Origin of the sequence: Idiomarina seosinensis (assembly GCF_003987275.1) — a bacterium.
Lineage (GTDB): Bacteria > Pseudomonadota > Gammaproteobacteria > Enterobacterales > Alteromonadaceae > Idiomarina > Idiomarina seosinensis.
In genome coordinates this window covers 268,625-288,011 of the sequence record NZ_PIQF01000002.1, presented here as the reverse complement: position 1 = coordinate 288,011, position 19,387 = coordinate 268,625, and the positions used below count along the sequence as shown (strand labels likewise).

General features: G+C 47.9%; 17 protein-coding genes. 12 read left to right on the top strand and 5 right to left on the bottom strand.

Features of this window, described 5'->3' with window-relative positions:
- The first annotated feature begins 8 nt into the window (after positions 1 to 8).
- The 5 genes from CWI81_RS07690 to envZ all read left to right on the top strand — a co-directional run bounded on the left by CWI81_RS07690 (position 9) and on the right by envZ (position 6,765).
- Positions 9 to 1,010 (top strand): efflux RND transporter periplasmic adaptor subunit, encoded by a 1,002-nt coding sequence (locus tag CWI81_RS07690; protein WP_126784725.1) that lies wholly within the window; start codon positions 9 to 11, stop codon positions 1,008 to 1,010.
- Positions 1,003 to 4,212 (top strand): efflux RND transporter permease subunit, encoded by a 3,210-nt coding sequence (locus CWI81_RS07685; protein WP_126784724.1) that lies wholly within the window; start codon positions 1,003 to 1,005, stop codon positions 4,210 to 4,212. The genes CWI81_RS07690 and CWI81_RS07685 overlap by 8 nt, the downstream gene beginning before the upstream one ends.
- A complete protein-coding gene (locus CWI81_RS07680; RefSeq protein ID WP_126784723.1) occupies positions 4,209 to 4,634 on the top strand; it encodes a potassium channel family protein in 426 nt (141 codons plus the stop codon). The genes CWI81_RS07685 and CWI81_RS07680 overlap by 4 nt, the downstream gene beginning before the upstream one ends.
- Positions 4,635 to 4,731: 97 nt before the next feature.
- Entirely contained in the window at positions 4,732 to 5,457 is a 726-nt protein-coding gene (gene ompR, locus CWI81_RS07675) for an osmolarity response regulator transcription factor OmpR (RefSeq protein ID WP_126784722.1), read from the top strand.
- Positions 5,458 to 6,765, top strand: coding sequence for a two-component system sensor histidine kinase EnvZ (envZ, locus tag CWI81_RS07670; RefSeq protein ID WP_126784721.1), 1,308 nt, complete (start codon positions 5,458 to 5,460; stop codon positions 6,763 to 6,765).
- A 42-nt stretch (positions 6,766 to 6,807) separates the two neighbouring features.
- Here the strand turns inward: envZ and sthA are convergent, their stop codons facing one another.
- Positions 6,808 to 8,217 carry a Si-specific NAD(P)(+) transhydrogenase gene (gene sthA, locus CWI81_RS07665; protein ID WP_126784720.1) on the bottom strand — a complete coding sequence of 470 codons (1,410 nt, stop codon included), beginning with the start codon at positions 8,215 to 8,217 and terminating at the stop codon, positions 6,808 to 6,810.
- A 157-nt stretch (positions 8,218 to 8,374) separates the two neighbouring features.
- On the opposite strand from sthA, the gene nudE reads away from it, so the two are divergent.
- Together nudE and cysQ are read left to right on the top strand one after the other, a co-directional pair.
- A complete protein-coding gene (gene nudE / locus CWI81_RS07660) occupies positions 8,375 to 8,923 on the top strand; it encodes an ADP compounds hydrolase NudE (protein ID WP_126784719.1) in 549 nt (182 codons plus the stop codon).
- 4 nt (positions 8,924 to 8,927) lie between these two features.
- Entirely contained in the window at positions 8,928 to 9,740 is an 813-nt protein-coding gene (gene cysQ, locus CWI81_RS07655; protein ID WP_126784718.1) for a 3'(2'),5'-bisphosphate nucleotidase CysQ, read from the top strand.
- Here cysQ and CWI81_RS07650 read toward each other — a convergent pair.
- Genes CWI81_RS07650 through CWI81_RS07640 form a run of 3 tightly spaced genes read right to left on the bottom strand, consistent with a single transcriptional unit; the run spans position 9,712 to position 12,853 of the window.
- Positions 9,712 to 9,954: a YheU family protein gene (locus tag CWI81_RS07650; RefSeq protein ID WP_126784717.1), complete on the bottom strand. Its 243-nt coding sequence runs from the start codon at positions 9,952 to 9,954 to the stop codon at positions 9,712 to 9,714. The two genes, cysQ and CWI81_RS07650, sit on opposite strands and share 29 nt — an antisense overlap.
- Positions 9,951 to 10,937: a hydrolase gene (locus tag CWI81_RS07645; protein ID WP_126784716.1), complete on the bottom strand. Its 987-nt coding sequence runs from the start codon at positions 10,935 to 10,937 to the stop codon at positions 9,951 to 9,953. Before CWI81_RS07645 ends, CWI81_RS07650 begins: the two co-directional genes overlap by 4 nt.
- On the bottom strand, positions 10,937 to 12,853 hold the full coding sequence (locus tag CWI81_RS07640; RefSeq protein WP_126784715.1) for an ATP-binding cassette domain-containing protein: 1,917 nt from the start codon (positions 12,851 to 12,853) through the stop codon (positions 10,937 to 10,939). The genes CWI81_RS07645 and CWI81_RS07640 overlap by 1 nt, the downstream gene beginning before the upstream one ends.
- Positions 12,854 to 12,961: 108 nt before the next feature.
- On the opposite strand from CWI81_RS07640, the gene CWI81_RS07635 reads away from it, so the two are divergent.
- The gene (locus CWI81_RS07635) at positions 12,962 to 13,165 is read left to right on the top strand and encodes a YheV family putative zinc ribbon protein (RefSeq protein ID WP_126784714.1); all 204 of its coding nucleotides are present in this window, start codon (positions 12,962 to 12,964) and stop codon (positions 13,163 to 13,165) included.
- Between the two features lie 9 nt (positions 13,166 to 13,174).
- Here the strand turns inward: CWI81_RS07635 and queG are convergent, their stop codons facing one another.
- Entirely contained in the window at positions 13,175 to 14,326 is a 1,152-nt protein-coding gene (queG, locus tag CWI81_RS07630) for a tRNA epoxyqueuosine(34) reductase QueG (protein WP_126784713.1), read from the bottom strand.
- A gap of 31 nt (positions 14,327 to 14,357) precedes the next feature.
- Between queG and CWI81_RS07625 the strand changes: the two genes are divergently transcribed.
- The 4 genes from CWI81_RS07625 to mutL are packed head-to-tail and all read left to right on the top strand — an operon-like array spanning position 14,358 to position 19,384.
- Positions 14,358 to 15,902 carry an NAD(P)H-hydrate dehydratase gene (locus tag CWI81_RS07625; RefSeq protein ID WP_126784712.1) on the top strand — a complete coding sequence of 515 codons (1,545 nt, stop codon included), beginning with the start codon at positions 14,358 to 14,360 and terminating at the stop codon, positions 15,900 to 15,902.
- On the top strand, positions 15,895 to 16,359 hold the full coding sequence (gene tsaE / locus CWI81_RS07620; protein WP_126784711.1) for a tRNA (adenosine(37)-N6)-threonylcarbamoyltransferase complex ATPase subunit type 1 TsaE: 465 nt from the start codon (positions 15,895 to 15,897) through the stop codon (positions 16,357 to 16,359). Before CWI81_RS07625 ends, tsaE begins: the two co-directional genes overlap by 8 nt.
- Positions 16,356 to 17,690: an N-acetylmuramoyl-L-alanine amidase gene (locus tag CWI81_RS07615; RefSeq protein WP_126784710.1), complete on the top strand. Its 1,335-nt coding sequence runs from the start codon at positions 16,356 to 16,358 to the stop codon at positions 17,688 to 17,690. Before tsaE ends, CWI81_RS07615 begins: the two co-directional genes overlap by 4 nt.
- Positions 17,690 to 19,384, top strand: coding sequence for a DNA mismatch repair endonuclease MutL (gene mutL / locus CWI81_RS07610; protein ID WP_126784709.1), 1,695 nt, complete (start codon positions 17,690 to 17,692; stop codon positions 19,382 to 19,384). Before CWI81_RS07615 ends, mutL begins: the two co-directional genes overlap by 1 nt.
- Positions 19,385 to 19,387 lie beyond the last annotated feature (3 nt).

The following is a 19,387-nucleotide window of genomic DNA, read 5'->3' as shown; positions in this document are numbered from 1 at the left end:
GAATAATCATGAAAATGTTCGGTTTGATCACAACTTTGCTGGCTGTTGTTCTTTCGGCTGACGCGAGTGCCCAGCAAACGGTTGACGTTGTTAACAGCAGAGTCACTGACAAGATAGAGCTGGAAGGCGTGGTCGAAGCAATCCAGCAGAGCACCGTTTCAGCTCAGACCGCAGGCACTGTCGTAGAATTGCCGGTTGATGTCGACGATCCCGTAGCTGCTGGTGAGTTAATTGTCCGACTGGATGATACTGAGCAACGAGCTCGGTTAAATCGTGCTCAGGCCAATTTGGAAAGCGCACGAGCGACAGTCACTGACGCAGAGCGACGCTACCGGCGTATCAGTAATCTGGCTGCGCAACAGGTTGCGTCTCAGGCTGAGCTTGATCAAGCAAGTACTCAACTTGAAACCAGCAAAGCCATGGCTGCTGAGGCAAGTGCGGCGCTTGATGAGGCAAAAAAACAGCTAAGCTACACCCGTGTAGAAGCACCCTATGCGGGAATAGTGACGGAACGTTTTGTTGAGTTGGGTGAGTCGGTCCAACCGGGCCAGCCACTGATGAGCGGTTTATCGTTAGAGCACCTGCGTGTGGTGACCGAACTACCGCAAAGCTACGCTCAGTATGTTCGTGAGCGTCAACAGGCGCAGATAGAAACGTCTGCTGGAAAAATTTTAACTATCGGGTCAATGACTTTTTATCCCTATGCCGATGAACGTTCTCATACCTTCAGGTTAAGACTTAATTTAACTAATTCTGATGGTTCTCTGTTTCCGGGGATGTTAGTAAAAGTTAACGTTGCGGTTGGTGAACGTGAGGTATTACAAATTCCAGCGTCTGCGGTGCTCGAGCGTGGCGAATTGCGAGCCGTTTATGTCAGAACCGAAGCGGGAGAGAACCAACTACGGCAGATTAGAACCGGTGACAAAATAGCGGATCAAGTCGAAATACTAAGTGGCCTGGAGGTTGGCGAGCAAGTGGTAACACTGGCAGAGGGCCTGTCAAATGACTGATAAAGACACGCGGCTCGGTCCCTCCGGCGTTATCGCTGGCGTATTCCAGCGCTCTGAACTCACGCCCTTAATATGCCTGCTCGGTATCGTTCTGGGCATTGTTGCTGTAATGATTACACCGAAGGAGGAAGAACCGCAAATTGACGTGACGATGGCTGATGTCTTTGTTGGTTTTCCGGGAGCTTCGGCAAAGCAGGTGGAGCAACTGATCGCCATCCCGGGTGAACAAATATTAAGCGAAATGTCCGGGGTTGAACATATCTATACGGTATCGCGTGCCGGACAGGCGGTGCTTACCGTCCAGTTTAATGTTGGTATTCCTCGTCAGCAAGCTCTGGTGCGGCTTTACAACAAAATTCAGTCAAATAAGGATTGGTTTCCGCCCTCTCTCGGGGTCATGCAGCCGCTGGTAAAGCCTAGAAGTATTGACGACGTTCCGATAATGACGTTGACACTGTACGACGAGGATACTTTAACCAGCGCTGAGCAGCTGACTGCATTAGCCCATCGTCTGGAGATTGCGTTAAAGCAAATACCAGGCACTCGAGATATAAAAACTCACGGCGCCGCGCGGCAACATGTTAATGCGAGAGTTGAGGTTGCAAAATTAGCGGGCTACGGTCTAACGGTTGCCGATATTAAGCAGGCTATTGATGCGGGCAATAATTCGGCTCAAGAAAGCCGAATTATCAAAGACGGACTGGCGATCCCATTTCAGGCAGGTGGCTTTTTGAATGACCTGCAAGATTTGAAACAGTTGGTTGTCGGTACGGCGGACGGCAAGCCAATTTATTTTAGCGATGTGGCGACAATTGCTGACAGCGGCAGTCCGATTAATCAGTCATTATTAATGGGCGGATTACAGGAACAAGAGGTTTATCCGGCCGTGACCATCGCTATATCGAAGAAGCCTGGCGAAAATGCTATCGATATAACCGACGCCGTCCGCGCGAAATTAGCTGAGCTTAAAAACAAGATACTGCCAGTCGATGTTGAGGTCGCGATTACTCGAGATTATGGTAAGACGGCCACTGATAAATTTAATCAACTAGTCTCGGATCTGATATCAGCCACAATTTCCGTTATTGTGCTGGTGCTTTTGACGATGGGCTGGCGACAAGCTGCTATAGTCGGCACTGCGGTATTGGTTACGTTATTGCTCACCCTGGTGTTCAGCTGGTTTTGGGGTTTTACCCTTAATCGAGTGTCACTGTTTGCGCTGATTTTTTCAATTGGCATCCTGGTCGATGACGGTATCGTTATTACCGAGAATATTCATCGGCGTATTCGTAACTCGACCAAGCCGTTACCAGAGGTTATCCCTAAAGCGGTCGACGAAGTTGGTTCGCCTACCATCATGGCCACTTTAACGATAATGGCGGCATTGATACCAATGGCCTTTGTCAGTGGTCTAATGGGTCCGTATATGAGCCCGATTCCTATTAATGCCTCTGCGGGAATGGTGTTCTCTCAACTTATTGCCTTTATTGTAGCTCCCTGGCTGGCTTTGCGATTACTTAATGGCGAACGCGGCAAAGACAGCAGAGACGACAGCGATTCAGCCGCTGGCGTTTCCGATAAGTTAAAAAGCATTTTTGAGAAAATACTTCGGCCGTTGCTGGGCAAGCAGCATCGAGGCCGACGCGCGTTGTTTGGTGCCGGAGTCTTTATCTTGCTGTTAGCGGTGATGTTGTTACCTGTATTCAAAGGGGTAGTTTTAAAAATGTTGCCGTTCGACAATAAGTCTGAACTGCAGGTGGTCGTTGATATGCCCGACGATGCAGCGATGGAGGAAACCCAGAGACTGCAACTGCAACTGGGTAATTATTTGTCGACCGTTGACGAAGTAGAAAACTGGCAAGCATACGCCGGTACTGCTTCACCCATTAATTTTAATGGCTTAGTACGCCAGTATTATTTGCGGAGTCAGCCAAGTCAGGGTGATATCCAGGTCAACTTAAAAAACAAGGAGGATCGCCAGCGATCTTCTCATCAAATCGCCCGTGAAATTCGAGCAGACTTAGTTGCAATTGCTAAGCCTTATGGCGCAGCACTAAAAGTTGTCGAAGTACCGCCCGGGCCCCCCGTATTTGCTCCTATTGTCGCTGAAATCTACGGTGGAACTGGCCAGCAGCAAATAGAACTGGCTGAGACCTTGTTGAGCAAAATGGCGCAGGTTGATGGCTTGGTCGATACCGATACGTCGGTCACCGACAATGTTGAACGTTGGCTGCTGGAGGTCGATCGACAACGCGCAGCACAACTAGGTATTGCACAGTCACAGGTCACTCAGGCGCTAAGCTTATTGATTAATGCGCAACCCGCAGGTTATTTACACAAAGATACTGCGAAATACGCAGTGCCAATTTTGGTGCAATTAGAAGACGGGGCAAAAGCTCAACGACAACAGATTCTGTCGCTGCAGTTAAGGGCACAAGATGGCACTATGATTCCGCTGTCGACTGTTGCTCAGATCGAAACTGATCGTTGGCCGCGTAGTCGCTACCATAAAGACTTAAAGCCGGTGACTTATGTTGAGGCGAATATGGCTGGCGAAACTGACTCACCGATTTATGGAATGTTTGAACTGGTGTCGCTGATTGAAGAAATGGATAATCCACCGGAACAGTTTTATATTAACCAACCGTCAGCAACAGGCCCGGTCGCGATAAAATGGGACGGTGAGTGGCAAATCACTTATGAGACATTCCGAGATATGGGGCTCGCCTACAGCGTCGGAATATTTATGATATTTGTGCTATTGGTCGCACAATTTAGATCTTATTTAATGCCGCTTATTATTATGTCACCAATACCTTTAACGCTGGTTGGTATTCTCCCTGGACACTGGCTACTGGGTAAAGAATTCACCGCCACCTCAATGATAGGGATGATCGCGCTGGCGGGTATTATTGTGCGTAACTCTATCTTACTAGTGGTGTTTATTCGCCAGTTAATCGACGAAGGGTACTCTCTTGAAGACGCGGTTGTATTGTCCGGCGCGGTGCGCTTAAAACCGATTGCATTAACCGCTGTATCTGCAATGATTGGGGCCTACTTTATTCTAAGCGATCCGATATTTAATGGCTTAGCCATTTCATTAATCTTTGGGTTGGCGGCATCCACCATTCTTACCGTCGTGGTGGTACCATTATTATATTACGGTTTATTCAATTTCTTAGCGGACAGTAAACGGCAGTGATTATTTCGTTTTTAGCCAATAGTCTGGTGGTGCTTATTGTTGTCGCGTTTCATTACGAGGCGTTACAGCGCATTGGTATGCTGTTTAAGGAATTGCGACTGTTTAACCAGTTTCGTCTGGGGATAGCGGTGCTGCTGGCATTGATAGCTCATAGTATCGAAGTCGCTATCTTTGCTGTCGCATACTACTTGATGCACCATCACTCACTGTTCGGTCGTTTAACCGGGGCATTTGACGGCTCCTACCTCGACAGCCTCTATTTCTCTTATACGGTATACACGACGGTGGGCTTTGGTGATATTGCCCCAGTCGGTGAATTGCGGTTTTTGACTGGTATAGAAAGTTTGACCGGGCTAGTTTTGATTACCTGGACGGCATCTTTTTTATATGTAGAAATGTCGCGTTACTGGCGAGATAGATAGGACCTGATCAAAGACACATTTATTAACACTCAATCGCTTCTTAAAAATTGACTGTGCGTGTATGTTAATAACAGGTTCTATCGACAGGAATAATGAAATGACTCAGGAAACTCTAAAAGTTTTAGTCGTAGATGACGATGCTCGCCTGCGCAGCTTGTTGGAGCGTTACTTAAATGAACAAAGCTTTCAGGTTAGGGTAGCCCAGGACGCTGAACAAATGGATCGGCTCTTAACCCGTGAAAACTTCCACTTGATGGTTCTTGATTTAATGTTGCCGGGAGAAGATGGGCTGACTATTTGTAAGCGGCTACGTCAAAATAACAATCACATTCCAATTATCATGTTGACTGCAAAGGGGGACGAAGTTGACCGAATCATAGGGCTGGAACTTGGGGCCGATGACTACTTGGCGAAACCCTTCAATCCCCGCGAACTGCTTGCTCGAATACGAGCAGTATTGAGACGCCGAGGAACAGAAGCTCCCGGAGCGCCAAGTCAAGATGATGAAGAAGTCACTTTTGGAACCTACCGACTGAACCTTGGTACTCGTGAAATGTTCGATGGCGACACGCCCTTGCCACTAACCAGCGGTGAGTTTGCTGTATTAAAAGCTTTAGTCACCCACCCGCGTAAACCGCTGTCCAGAGATAAACTAATGAACCTTGCCCGAGGTCGCGATTACAGTGCGCTGGAGCGTTCGATCGATGTACAGGTATCGCGATTACGCCGGATGTTAGAAGTCGACCCGGCAAAGCCTCGTTATATTCAGACTGTTTGGGGACTTGGTTATGTATTTGTGCCGGATGGGCTACTAAAAAACTAAATGAAGCTTTTTCCTAAATCTGCGTTTGCGCGAACTGTCGGCCTACTTGCCTTAGTACTATTACTCAACCAACTGGTATCTTACCTGATGGTCAGTAATTATGTGGTTAAGCCATCTATAGAACAGATTACTCAACTGGTTGCTAAACAGATAAAGACGATGTTCATTACTGAGTCGGCATTGACCTCCGGCCAACAAGAACAATCGTTAGCGGTAGCGTTTCATGAAGCGACCGGAATTCGCGTTTTTTCGAATGAAAAGTCACTCGAGGAAGGGCTTCAACAAACAACCTATTATGGCTATCTATCAGAGTTAATGTCTGCTGAGTTAGGTGGACAAGCCGATGTTCGTATCGCTCAGGGACAAAAGTTTTATGTTTGGGTGAAACCACCGCAAGCTCCCGATTACTGGATTCGCGTTCCGTTAAATAGCCTGACATCCGGGCAGTTTTCACCGCTAGTCATCTATTTATTAGTGATTGGCGTGCTCAGTGTTTTTGGCGGGGTGTTATTCGCCAACTGGTTAAACCGCCCGCTCAAAGCGTTGGAAAATTCGGCTAAGCTAGTCGGTCGGGGAGAGTTTCCAGCGCAGCTTCCGGAGAAAGGGGCTAGTGAAATTGTATCGGTAACTCAGGCTTTTAACCGAATGTCGCGGGGTATTCAGGAGCTGGAAAATGATCGTAACTTGTTGATGGCGGGGGTTTCCCACGACTTACGTACACCATTAACGCGAATTCGTTTGGCTGCTGAAATGATGCCGGAATCTGAAGATTATTTGGCTCAAGGGATTGCTGAAGACATCGACGATATGAACGATATCATCGACCAATTTATTGACTATGTAAGACTTGATCAGCAGGAAGTTTCAAGTCACGAGTCGTTGAATGAGTTACTTGAACAAACCGTGGCGAACCTTCCGGACTCTTGGCAAAAGCAGTTTCACGTTGAGCTTGGGCAATGTCCGCGCGTCATGTTAAGGCCGCTCTCCGTTAAGCGGGTGGCTGTTAATCTGTTAGAGAATGCTGAGCGCTATGGTAAGAAAAATGTATGGATCAAGTCCGGCTATAATAAAAAGCGCCGCAGTGTCTGGTTTTCTGTTACTGATGATGGCCCCGGGATCCCCGAGACTGAGCAAGAAAAACTATTTCAACCATTTACGCAGGGCGACAAAGCTCGCGGTGGTGTCGGTTCAGGGTTAGGGCTGGCTATCATCAAACGGATTGTCGACCGTCACGATGGTTATATCAGCATGAAAAATGTGGAAAATGCTGGTTTATGTGTAACCGTGTCATTACCACAGCAGGGTTAATTGGAGAGTGAGAAAGCATGGCCCGTCCTCACTCTCCGGTTACTATAGGCGGTTAATGCCGTTGAGAGCAGCTACTCGGTATGCCTCTGCCATCGTAGGGTAATTAAAGGTCGTATTGACGAAGTAATCTATGCTATTACCACCGCCTTTTTGCTCCATAATGGCTTGGCCAATGTGAATAATTTCGGAAGCCCGTTCGCCAAAACAGTGAAGCCCCAGCAGTTCTCTAGTTTCACGATGAAACAGCAGTTTAAGGCAGCCGACATCGTTGCCTGATATTTGTGCTCGTGCAAGATGTTTAAACTGCGCTCGGCCGACTTCGTAAGGCACTTTGGCGGCAGTTAACTCTTCTTCTGTTTTTCCCACTGAGCTAATTTCCGGAATCGTATAAATTCCAGTTGGAATATCGCTGATCAGTGCTTCGTCGCAACTTCCGTTGAGCATTGCTGTAGCGCAAATTCTGCCTTGATCATAAGCTGCACTTGCAAGGCTTGGGTAACCGATAATGTCACCCACTGCGTAGATATTCTCAACGGCTGTTCGATAATTTTCATCCACCTCTAGTTGCCCTCGGTAATTGGGTTTTAACCCCACGGCCTCGCAGTTAAGCGCTTCTATATTACCCGAGCGGCCGTTGGCAAATAACAAACAGTCGGCCTTCATCAACTTGCCGGATTTGGTTTTTAATTCGACGCCATCATCATGCCCAGTAATGCTTTCATATTCTTCATTATGACGAATAACCACACCGTTATTACGCAAGTGATAACTGATTGCATCCGAAATTTCGGCGTCCAAAAACGATAGCAGCCTATCCCGCTGGTTAATCAAGTCTATCTTCACACCCATGCCACGGAAAATACTGGCGTATTCACTACCGATTACGCCTGCTCCATAGATCAAAATTGTCTTAGGATCCTTGTCCAGAGACAGTACTGTGTCCGAATCGTAAATTCTTGGATGGGTGAAGTCGACATCATCTGGGTGGTAGGGCCTGGAACCCGTTGCTATCACAACTTGCTTGACGTTCAAATAGTCAAAAGAGCCGTCATTCTTTGTGACCTTCAGTCGATTTTGGTCAATGAAAGATGCTGCTCCATGAATAACGGTAACGTCATTGCGTTGATAAAACGAGCTGCGCAATTTTACTTGTTTGCGAATAACGCCGGATGCGTACTTCAGAATTTGAGAAAACGTCATGCCGCGCTGCCATCCAACACCGCTAAACAAAGGATTGTTGTTGTATTCAATCAATCGGCTGACCGAATGACGCAGTGCCTTAGAGGGTATCGTTCCCCAGTGTGTGCAGCCACCGCCAATCGACTGATGGCGTTCTACTACGGCGACCTTTTTGCCACTTTTGGCCAGTTGCATAGCGGCACCTTCGCCGCCGGGCCCGGTACCTATTACTACTGCATCAAAATTAGTCTCTGTTGCTGGCTTTTTACCCACGTATTCTCCCGGCTTCAGTTGCGTATTCTGACGAACATATTATCACTCTGGTGTGTTATCGTCATGTCGGCTGATCCGTTCGCTTAATTGTGACTGGTTTCTGTCATCAGAGTCGTTATAGTAGATCATAGTATTGGCTGTGGAGCAGTAAAAGGTTATGGCATCACGACAAGTCCCCAAAATATTATCTCGCAAATTAGTTGCCCAAAGTCGGTTGTTAAAAATTGAGGCGGTTGATTTACGCTTTAGCAACGGTGAACAAAGACAGTTTGAGCGGATGCAGGGTAGTGGTCGTGGTGCGGTTATGGTCGTTCCTTTTATTGATGACGAAACTATGATTTTAATTCGTGAGTACGCTGCCGGAATGCACGAATATCAGTTGGGCTTTCCAAAAGGCCTGATTGATCCCGGTGAGTCGCCGGAAGAGGCTGCGCAGCGTGAGTTAAAAGAGGAAATCGGCTTTGGTTGCGAGTCACTAGAGCGCTTAACTGAGGTGACTATGGCGCCACAGTTTTTTCAGGCTAAGATGACATTATTTGTGGCTAACAATTTGTATCCAGAGCAATTACCGGGCGATGAACCCGAGCCACTAGAAAAGGTTCACTGGAAACTTGCGGATATTGATCAATTGTTGGCGCAGCCTGATTTTACTGAAGCAAGAAGTTTAACTGCGTTGTTAATGATGCTTCGCAATAAAGGTCTATAAGCAAATGTTGGAGGCAATAAGCCAGATTGCACGAGAAGCCGGCGTGCGTATTATGCAAGCGTACGAGCGGGGCGACTTTGCGACTTATGAAAAGCCAGATGAATCGCCAGTAACCAGCGCTGACCTGGCGGCGAGTGAGTTGATTGTTGAGCGACTGCGAGAAGTCTTCCCCGATATTCCAGTCATCTCCGAGGAAAGTGAGCACGAAAGCTACAATGAGCGGCGGCAATGGCAACGTTATTTTTTAATTGACCCTATTGATGGCACTCAGGAATTCATTTCGCGCTCGGGCGACTTCGCGGTTAATATTGCGCTCATCGAGTCGAACCAGCCACGAATAGGGGTCATCTACTGGCCCGCTGGAGATAGTTTGTACTTCGCGGAGAGCGGGCAGGGGGCTTTTAAAACCACAGTAACGGGCACCCGTTCGATATCCGTAAGACGGTTAGATGATCCACAATCGGATCCAATAATTATCGCTATTAGCCGTCGTCAGTCGCGCGGGCCGGTATTAAACCGAATCCAGACCAAGCGCGAGTTACAACCATTGCCCGCTGGTAGTTGCTCGTTGAAAGCGTGCTTTATTGCTGAAGGTAAAGCCGATTGTTTTTTGCGGCTTGGGCCAACGGGTGAGTGGGATACTGCTGCCGCTCAGGTTATAGTCGTTGAGGCGGGAGGCTGTTTGCTTAACGAAAACTTTGAGCCTATTACTTATAACCAGACGGTCAGCTTGTTGAACCCTAACTTTTTAGTACTCGGTGACCAGCGTGTCGACTGGCAAAAAATATTTATTGCTCGTCCGCCTCGTTTTCGTTAGCCATTATTTGTCCGGGGGCCACAATGTCGATAGTTTCGTGCAGCTCCGAGTAAACAATAACGGCTTCACCTGATTTTAATCGCTGTCGCAGTTGCTCAACTTTTCCGGAAAAACTCATTTCCTGAGCACCGTAATCAGTCCCCTCGCGTAAGACGACCGATTCCAGCAGGTTGGTTAAAGTTTCGTCATCTAATGCGTCCCAAGGCACTCTCATTGTAATTGCTCCTTAAAAAACTGAATTAAACGAGGCGGTAGCCAGCTCTGCCACTGGCCTTTATGTCGTTCGATAAAGCCGATATGGCCACCACGAGCACTTAACTCATAACGCACGCTTGCTGGCAGCTCTTTGCTCGAGGGAATGACAGCTTCGCTCATAAAAGGATCGTCGCTCGCATGAATGATAAGTGTTGGTGTTTTTATCTCGGGTAAAAATTGTTTGCCGCTGGCTTTTTGGTAATAATCATCGACATTAGAAAAGCCATGCAGAGGCGCAGTAACCTGATCGTCAAATTGAAAAAAACTGGTCATCGACTTGATATCAAGGTTAGCGATCGGATGACGCTGAGGGATTATACCCAGCGAAATTTTTTTGGTGACTTTCTGTTTTAACGGCGTTAACAAATAACGTCTGTAAAACCTCGAAAAGCCATTGTCGATGCGTTCTGAACAGGCATGCAAATTGAATGGAGCGCAGCAAATAGTGGCGGCTTTAACAGCGGTTGCAGAATGCGTTGTGAGTAGCTGGGAAAGCATATTACCACCCAGACTAAAACCAGCGACGAGTAGCGGACTATCAGAATAATTGCAGGCAAGGTATTGAATGACTTCGCTGGCATCGCCGGTATCTCCGGAATGATAAGCTCTTGGCAGCCGATTAATTGGCTGTTGACCACAGCCGCGGAAATGCATCACAAGAGTTAGCCACCCCTGTTTAGCGGCGAGTTGCATTGTCTGCCAAATGTAAGGCGACTCGACTGAGCCTTCCAAACCGTGGAATAATAACAATATAGGTTGTCGAGTCGAGTTATTGTCAGGCTTTTGATACCAACACAGCTCGACAAAATCGCCATCGCTGAGTTCAAATGTCTGCCAGTCTCCTGACCATGGACGCTGGCGAAATAGCACGCGCGGTAAGAGTGTCTGCAAGTGGGGATTCTTAAACCCTTTAGGGGGTGAAAACCGAGCTAATTGATGCATTAAGCAGAGCCTTGTTGTTCAATGGCTTGTTGTTTCTCAGTTAGGTTGTGCTCTGCTTCCATCCAGCTTTGTTCGAGATCTTGCAGCTCGTTGCTGAGCTTTGCCTGGCGAGCAAGTATAGTATCCAATTGGCCTTTGTTCTGTTCTTCATACAGTGATGCGTCCTCCAGCTGCAGCTCAATCTCCGTTAACTGTTGCTCCAGCCGGGTAATTTGATCTTCGTATTTTTTAACCTTGTTTTTTAACGGCGCTAAGGCTTTTCTAAGCTCAGCTTCAACTCGTTTTTGCTGCTTCCGATCATTTTTGCCAGTAATAGAACTCTTGCGTTCTGTTTTAGTGTCTGCAGCGGCTTGTTGCTGCAGCCATTGATGATAGTCATCAAGGTCGCCGTTAAAAGGCTGAACCTGCTTGTCGGCAACCAGGTAAAACTCATCGACGGTGGTTCTTAACAAGTGCCGGTCATGAGAAACGACAATCAGTGCGCCTTGATAGTCTTGCAGAGCTGTCACTAGCGTATCTCGCAAACTCAGATCAAGGTGGTTGGTAGGTTCATCAAGCAGTAGCAAATTGGGCCTTTGGTAAATAATCAGTGCCAGCGCCAGGCGCGCTTTTTCGCCGCCGGACATTGGCTCAACAGCCCGAGTCGCAAAGTCCCCGGAAAAGCCGAAGCCTCCCAGAAAGTCTCTCAATGACTGCTCGGAGGCCGTTGCGTCCATGCGTTGCAAATGAAGCAAGGGCGAAGCAGCCAAATCCAGAGTTTCCAGCTGATGCTGAGCGAAGTAACCGATTTTTAAACCGTTACTCACATTACGCTCACCAGCGAGCGGAGTCAGATCTCCAGACAATAATTTAATGAGAGTTGATTTACCGGCACCGTTGCGACCCAACAGGCCCATACGGGTACCTGGTACTAAATTTAACTTTATTGCATCGAGAATAATGGTGTCTCCGTAGCCAGCTTTAGCATCGCGCAGACTCATTAATGGGTTCGGTAATTGTTGTGGTTCAAAAAAGCGAAAGTCGATATCTGACTGAGCCCGTAACGGTGCTTGCAAAGGTAGTTTTTCGATAGCTTTTAAACGGCTTTGTGCCTGTTTCGCTTTGCTCGCCTTATATCGAAACCGGTCAACGTAAGCTTGCAAATGTTGGCGCATTGCTTGTGCCTTCTCATATTGGCTTTGCTGCTGGGCTATTTGCTCGGCTCGTTGCGCCTCAAACTGTGAGTAATTGCCGCGGTAAGAATTAAGGCGTTGGTGCTCAATATGAACTATATCGGTGCAAACTTCGTCCAGAAAGTCTCGATCGTGAGAAATTAGAATCAGTGTTCCAGGAAAGCGCTTAAGGTAATCCTCTAACCAAAAAATAGCATCAACATCCAGGTGGTTGGTCGGTTCATCAAGTAACAGCAAGTCTGCTCTTGCCATTAATGCCTGGGCTAAATTAAGGCGCATACGCCAACCGCCGGAGAAGGATTTAACTGGGTTTTTAAGTTGAGTCTGAGTAAAGCCGAGTCCGGCTAACATCGAACTGGCGCGTGGCTCGATATCGTAAGCGCCTATCGCTCCCAACTGATCATGCAGCTCTGCAATCAGGTGACCATCACCATTTTTTTCTGCTTCACTCAGTTTTCGCTGCAGCTGGCGGAACGGTTGGTCGCCGTCAATGACATAATCCAAAGCTGTCTGATCGAGCGCGGGCGTGTCTTGAGCAACACTGGCAATACGCCATTTTGAAGGGACTTGCAGATTACCCGTATCTGCCTGCAGTTGGCCCCGCATCAGTGCAAATAATGATGACTTGCCGCAACCATTTTTCCCAACCAGTCCAACTCTGTGCTGTGGAAAGATTTGTAGCTCGCTGCTCTCAAAGAGGACATCGCCGCCGCGCATTAATGTCAGATTATTTGCTGTGATCATATGCTGTGTAACTTCCGTGCCTGACTGATTGAGTTTATCGTTAACCGTAGATACGGTAGAATAGAATGCATTCTATCATTCAAGCTGCCATAGGGCACAGGAGTCATTTTGACCAGACAGAAAAAACGTTTTATTGCGGGAGCCGTATGCCCTAAATGTGAAGCAATGGATACTTTAATGCTGTTTATCGAGAACGATATTGAGCAGGTTGAATGTGTTTCCTGTAAGCATCGGTTTAGCGAACCCAAACAACAGGGTGGTGGTAGTGAGCGGGAGTTTGACCAAGTTATCGGGGTGTTTAAGCCCGAATAGTTAGCAGCTTTAAGCGTCTCTCGGAAGCCCTTTTTCAACTGCCCTAACCAATCGTTTTAGTTGTTTGGTAACAGTCGCCGTGCCTTGGCGCTGACGGTCTAGAGCCCAGTCAATATGCTCCTGGACCATGGCATTAACCTGTCCGCTGCGCTGCTCCAGAGCGGTGATGATTTCTGCATCCGGCTCTGCATTACCAAGCGCGACTGCTAAGTTTCTTAACCAACAATCAAAGCCGATACGGCGAATCGGTGAACCTTCCAGGCGTTGCATAAATTGCTCTTCACTCCACTGCCACAGTTCTATTAGTTGTGGGCTATGTAAGTACTGACGGGGATTAAAATCGGCTTCTTCGGTTAACTGCGCATAACGGTTCCAGGGGCAAATAAGCTGGCAGTCATCGCAGCCATAAATTCGGTTACCCATTAATGGACGCAACTCTTCCGGAATGGAACCCTTCAATTCGATAGTGAGATAAGAAATACAGCGCCTGGCATCAAGTTCGTAAGGGCCAACAATGGCATTGGTCGGGCAAATTGTCATGCAGGCGGTGCAACTACCGCAACCTTCGGTGACTGGCTGGTCAACCGGCAGTGGCAGATTAATTAGCAGTTCCCCAAGAAAAAACCACGAGCCTCCGTCCCGATCCAGTATCAACGTATGCTTTCCTGTCCAGCCAAGCCCTGCCTTTTCGGCGAGTGGTCTTTCCATGATTGGTGCAGAATCAACAAAGGGCCTAAAGTCAGTATCCTCAAAAGCTGCTTTTATTTTGTCGCCCAACTGCTTTAGCCGTTTTCGCATTAACTTATGATAATCACGGCCAAGCGCGTAACGTGAAATAAAGCCCAGTTTTGAATCGTTCAGAGTTTTTGCGAAGCCGGCTTCGACAGGCAGATAGTTCATCCTTACCGAAATTGCCCGAACCGAACCGGGATGTAGCTCCGCTGGTCGCGCCCGCAGCATCCCATGGCGCTCCATAAAGGACATTTCGCCGTGATAGCCTTTATCCAGCCACTGCTGTAAGGTAGCCTCATGTTGGCTAAGATCAAGATCGGTAATACCGACTTTTTGAAAGCCAAGTTCTGCTCCCCAGCGTTTAATATCGTCTGCTAAAGCTTGTAGCTGATGTTCTGATAAACTAGGCGTAAATCGTTGGTCGGACATGGAAAAGAACTCATCTTAAGGAGGCGTTAAGGTGTCGAATACGACGAACTATAACGATAGTTTATCACAAAGTCTTTATCGCGCAGAACAGGTTCAGAACGGCGAAAAACAGGCCGCTGAGCAAGCGGGTGTAAGTATGCGGCAATTAATGGCAGCTGCTGGTAAAGCTGTGTTTTTGCAAATACAGCGTGAGCTGCCTGAGCATGCAAGGCTGGCACTATTTTGCGGCGAAGGGAATAATGGTGGTGATGGGTATGTCATCGCAAGGCTTGCGCAGCAGGCCGGCTATCGAGTGTCAGTATTCGCCTTAAAAGCTGGCGCAGAACTAACGGATATTGATAATAATGATGCCCATCATGCTCGGCAGGCATGGCGTGACGCTAACAATAACGAATCGGATTTTACCGACTTTAACCCAGACAACTTTGATGCCGTTATCGATGCGGTATTTGGTGTTGGTCTTAGCCGACCATTGGAAGGTAAGCTCGCAGACTGGGTGAAAACTGTAAATGATTCGGCCCTGCCGGTTATCGCGGTGGACATTCCATCAGGTATTAACGCGGACACCGGCACGCTGACAGGTGCGGCGATCAAAGCGCAGCGAACGGTCACGATGATTGCTAAAAAACGGGGTATGTATACATCGGACGCTCGGCATTATTGTGGAAAAATCAGCTTGGCTGAACTGGGGGTTGGTTCACACTTCCAGCAACAGCAAACGGCGGAATGGTTCCTTGCCGGAGGAATTGACTATCACCACTGGCTTGGTGAACGTCAGATAAACTCTCAAAAAGGTGATTTTGGTCATGTGTTAATTGTTGGTGGACATCCAGGAATGCCTGGCGCTGTCACGCTGGCAATGCAAGCAGCATTAAGAACAGGTGCAGGTAAAGTATCGGTTGCCTGTCACCCGACCAATACTAGCGTGGTATCATCAGCTCAAGCCGAAGGCATGGTTCATGGGGTTGAGTCAGCAAAACAGTTAGAGCCGCTGCTACAAAGAGCAAGCGTCGTGGTGCTAGGACCTGGTCTTGGTACTGATGACTGGTCTAAAAAATTATTTGACGCAGTAATGAAAACTTCCACACCTATCCTCATCGATGCTGATGGGCTTAATTTATTAGCGGAACAAAATTTATCATCAGAGCGGTTTATACTAACGCCTCATCCTGGTGAGGCCGCAAGGCTATTAGGAAAAAGCACTAAAGAGGTGGAACAGGATAGGTTTGCTGCGGTCGAACAACTGCGTAAAAAGTATCAGGGGCAGGTGTTATTAAAAGGCGCAGGTAGTCTAGTTGCCAGCGAACGTGGTAATTTTATAGTAGCGCGAGGTAGCCCAGCTATGGCCAGTGGCGGTATGGGCGATTGCTTAAGCGGCGTTATTGCTGCGTTAGTGGCGCAGCGACTTGCTCCTGAACAAGCGCTAATCGCAGCAACATATTGGCACGCAGTTGCAGGCGAAATAGCAGCGAAAGACGGTTGTCGAGGAACACTGGCAAGTGATTTATTAGGTCCGTTACGGCAGCTAGTGAATGGTAAAGATGAGAGTGAATTTGGTAACGATGGCAATGACTAAAATCTCTGAGACGACTTTTAGGCTGGACGATGAATCTGCAACTTTTTCATTTGCAGCACGTTTTGCTGAGTTAATAACGCCGCCATTTGTTATTTATCTAAAAGGTGAACTGGGCGCCGGAAAAACCGCATTTTGTCGTGGTATCATTCAGTCCTTAGGCCATCAGGGCGCCGTTAAGAGTCCGACTTATACCTTAGTTGAGCCCTACGAATTGAAAGGTTGGCGGATACATCATTTTGATCTATACCGGCTGGCCGATCCAGAAGAGCTTGAGTATATGGGCATCCGAGATTATTTTGCAGAGGATACTCTTAATTTTATTGAGTGGCCTGAAAAAGGCGCTGGATGGTTACCAGCTGCTGATTTGCAGATCGAGATAGCTTATCTGGATAATGGACGCGACATTCACTTGCACGCGCAATCATCGAAAGCGGAAGAATTATTAGCACAATTATGAGACGCAGTATTTTTTTAGGATTATTTCAGCTAGCGTTGTTAAGCCTGTTGGCTTTGGCGCCTGTCGCAGCGTCGGCTGACAACAGTATTGAAAGTGTGCGTGTCTGGCCGTCACCCGATAAAACGAGAGTCGTTTTCGATTTAAAATCAGCGCCTGACTATAGCTACTTTACGCTGTATGGCAGCGATCCGCTGCGATTGGTCATCGATTTTAATAACACCGGATTAGATACCGCCCTGGATAACTTGGGGAACGACTCTTTACTGCTTGACCTAATCCGAACCAGCACACCGAAAAGCACTGGCAGCACACGTATTGTTATTGAGCTTAATGAAAAAAGCGAACCACAAATTTTCCCTTTGCCCGCGAATGAGTCTTATCCGAACCGGTTGGTGGTTGATTTGCCCGGTAAGTCAGTAGAGCGCAGTGGACCTGCAAAGTCTATTTCGGAACTGAATGATCGAAAAGTAACAATTGCTATTGACGCAGGGCATGGCGGGGAGGATCCCGGATCTGTAGGCCCGACCGGCTCTTATGAAAAAACAGTGGTGTTAAAGATTGCCCGGGCGTTAGCCAGTCTAATTAATGCGGATCCTGGTATGCAGGCCTATTTAATACGTTCTGGCGATTACTACGTGGATCTTAATGAGCGTCCGCAGAAAGCCTGGCAGGCAAAGGCTGACTTTTTTGTGTCGATTCATGCTGACGCCTTTCGTACACCGCAGCCTCGCGGAGGGTCGGTTTGGGTGCTATCAAAACGTCGGGCTGATTCCGAAGTCGGTCGCTGGCTGGAAGGCACGGAACGCAAATCGGAATTGCTCGGTGGCGCCGAAAGCATCATAAAAGATACCGGTCATGAACCTTTTCTGGCACAAACCCTGTTAGATATGTCGATGGATAGCTCGATAGCTGGCGCCTATGCGGCAGCACGACATATTATCGGGGAAATGTCGGCAGTGACCAAAATGCATAAGCGAGAACCTCAGGCGGCCAGCTTTGCTGTATTAAAGTCGCCCGACAAGCCTTCGCTATTGGTTGAGACCGGATTTATTTCAAACCCAACAGAAGAGCGTTTACTGAATAGCAATGCTCATCAGCAAAAGTTAGCGAGAGCGGTTTACAAAGGAATTCGCCAGTATTTTGTGAATAACCCACTGGATAATACCTACCTGGCAAAGCATAGTAACTCTGAATATACCGTTAAGTCTGGTGACTCGTTATCGGTCATTGCTGAGCGTTATGGTACTACCGTATCTGCGATTAAGCGAGAGAATGACCTGCGTAGCTCGGTATTGCGCATTGGTCAAAAGTTAAAAATACCTAGCCGCTAATGTCTATTCGTCAGTTACCCATAGAGCTCGCGAACCAAATTGCCGCCGGTGAGGTGGTAGAGCGGCCTGCTTCTGTGGTTAAGGAATTAGTAGAAAACGCGCTCGATGCCGGCGCTGACCAGCTTACTATAGAATTAGAGCAGGGCGGCGTAAAACGAATTAAAATTAGAGATAACGGCTGTGGTATTGGCAAAGACGAATTAGCGTTGGCGTTAAGCCGCCATGCGACCAGTAAAATAAGCTCGTTGGAAGATCTGGAGTCGATAGCGAGTCTGGGTTTCCGTGGCGAAGCTCTTGCCAGTATTAGTTCTGTATCCCGCTTGCGTTTAACTTCCAAGCCCGCGGCGCAGGCCGAAGCTTGGCAAGCCTGGACGTCAGGCAGAGACATGGCGGTGCAGATAGAACCCGCGGCTCATCCTGACGGTACCACGATTGATATTCAGGATATCTTTTTTAACACGCCGGCTCGACGAAAATTCTTGCGCACAGAGAAAACAGAGTTTTCTCATGTTGATGAAACAATTAAGCGTATCGCATTGAGTCGTTTTGATGTAGATATCACCGTATGGCATCAGGCAAAACGGGTCCGACACTACCCTAAAATACGTAAAAACGATGATCAGCAACGTCGGCGCCGACTGGCAAAAGTGTGTGGCCAAAACTTTGCCGATAACGCGTTATCCATTACATCAGAGGGCACGCCGTTTAAACTTGATGGTTGGATAGCAACAGCAGATGAATGCCGTCACCAAGCCGATATCCAGTACAGCTTTGTGAACGGTCGGATGATGCGTGATAAGCTACTAAGCCATGCAATAAGACAAGCTTATGAGCGATATTTGCCGCCGGAGCGAGTACCTACTTACGTGTTGTACTTCTGGCTGCCGCCAGAACAGGTGGATGTCAATGTGCACCCGGCAAAACATGAGGTGCGGTTTCATCAGCAACGTCAAGTGCATGACTTTATTCTGCAGGCGATAGCGAGCGCATTGCATCAACAGCAAGCTCCAGCAGAGGCTCAAATAGAGCAGAGTTCGGAGCCAGTGAGTCATCATCATTATCAAAAGTCGCCGACTCAACTGAACGAGAATTTGTCCGGCTATCGTGCCGGCCCAAGTATCTTACCGAATGCGGTCAACAGTCATACGACGCAGGCGGAAACAGAGCTGGCGAATAACTGGAAAGCATTAGCGGTCGTCGAGTCGTGCTGGTTATTAATGCGTAACGATAGCAAAGCTGCGTGGCTGGATGTAGTGGCGGTTCATCAGCAGCTTTTGAATAGCCAACTGCTTCAGCAGCTTTCACATGGCTTAAGTGGGCAGCCGCTGTTAATAGAGGTCGCTATCGATTTACGCACGATAGGTGTTAGTGCCAGTCAATTTAATCATTGCGCTGAGCTGCTCAGTAGATGTGGTCTGAGTTATCGAATGCAGGCAAATAAATTGGTGATTGACACCGTACCGTCGATGCTCCGACACGGTAATGTGGCGGATAAGTGTGCACAACTGATTACCCACGCGGTTGAATATGGTAACGAGCAAAAGATTGCTGCCTGGCTGGCCGCTAATGCGCTGCCTGAAAGTTATTCGTTGTCCCAGGCAGAATACTGGATGCGGCAATGGCTGGATGCACTTCAGGCGAATAACGAATATCGCCATAATATTGCTTTACCTGACAAAGCACTGAGCAAGTAACCC

What these genes read in the sequence shown, in the direction of transcription:
- CWI81_RS07690 (WP_126784725.1), top strand. Translation starts at nt 9, where the DNA reads ATGAAAATGTTCGGTTTGATCACAACTTTGCTGGCTGTTGTTCTTTCG.
- CWI81_RS07685 (WP_126784724.1), top strand. Translation starts at nt 1,003, where the DNA reads ATGACTGATAAAGACACGCGGCTCGGTCCCTCCGGCGTTATCGCTGGC.
- ompR (WP_126784722.1), top strand. Translation starts at nt 4,732, where the DNA reads ATGACTCAGGAAACTCTAAAAGTTTTAGTCGTAGATGACGATGCTCGC.
- envZ (WP_126784721.1), top strand. Translation starts at nt 5,458, where the DNA reads ATGAAGCTTTTTCCTAAATCTGCGTTTGCGCGAACTGTCGGCCTACTT.
- nudE (WP_126784719.1), top strand. Translation starts at nt 8,375, where the DNA reads ATGGCATCACGACAAGTCCCCAAAATATTATCTCGCAAATTAGTTGCC.
- cysQ (WP_126784718.1), top strand. Translation starts at nt 8,928, where the DNA reads ATGTTGGAGGCAATAAGCCAGATTGCACGAGAAGCCGGCGTGCGTATT.
- CWI81_RS07650 (WP_126784717.1), bottom strand. Translation starts at nt 9,954, where the DNA reads ATGAGAGTGCCTTGGGACGCATTAGATGACGAAACTTTAACCAACCTG.
- CWI81_RS07645 (WP_126784716.1), bottom strand. Translation starts at nt 10,937, where the DNA reads ATGCATCAATTAGCTCGGTTTTCACCCCCTAAAGGGTTTAAGAATCCC.
- CWI81_RS07640 (WP_126784715.1), bottom strand. Translation starts at nt 12,853, where the DNA reads ATGATCACAGCAAATAATCTGACATTAATGCGCGGCGGCGATGTCCTC.
- queG (WP_126784713.1), bottom strand. Translation starts at nt 14,326, where the DNA reads ATGTCCGACCAACGATTTACGCCTAGTTTATCAGAACATCAGCTACAA.
- tsaE (WP_126784711.1), top strand. Translation starts at nt 15,895, where the DNA reads ATGACTAAAATCTCTGAGACGACTTTTAGGCTGGACGATGAATCTGCA.
- CWI81_RS07615 (WP_126784710.1), top strand. Translation starts at nt 16,356, where the DNA reads ATGAGACGCAGTATTTTTTTAGGATTATTTCAGCTAGCGTTGTTAAGC.
- mutL (WP_126784709.1), top strand. Translation starts at nt 17,690, where the DNA reads ATGTCTATTCGTCAGTTACCCATAGAGCTCGCGAACCAAATTGCCGCC.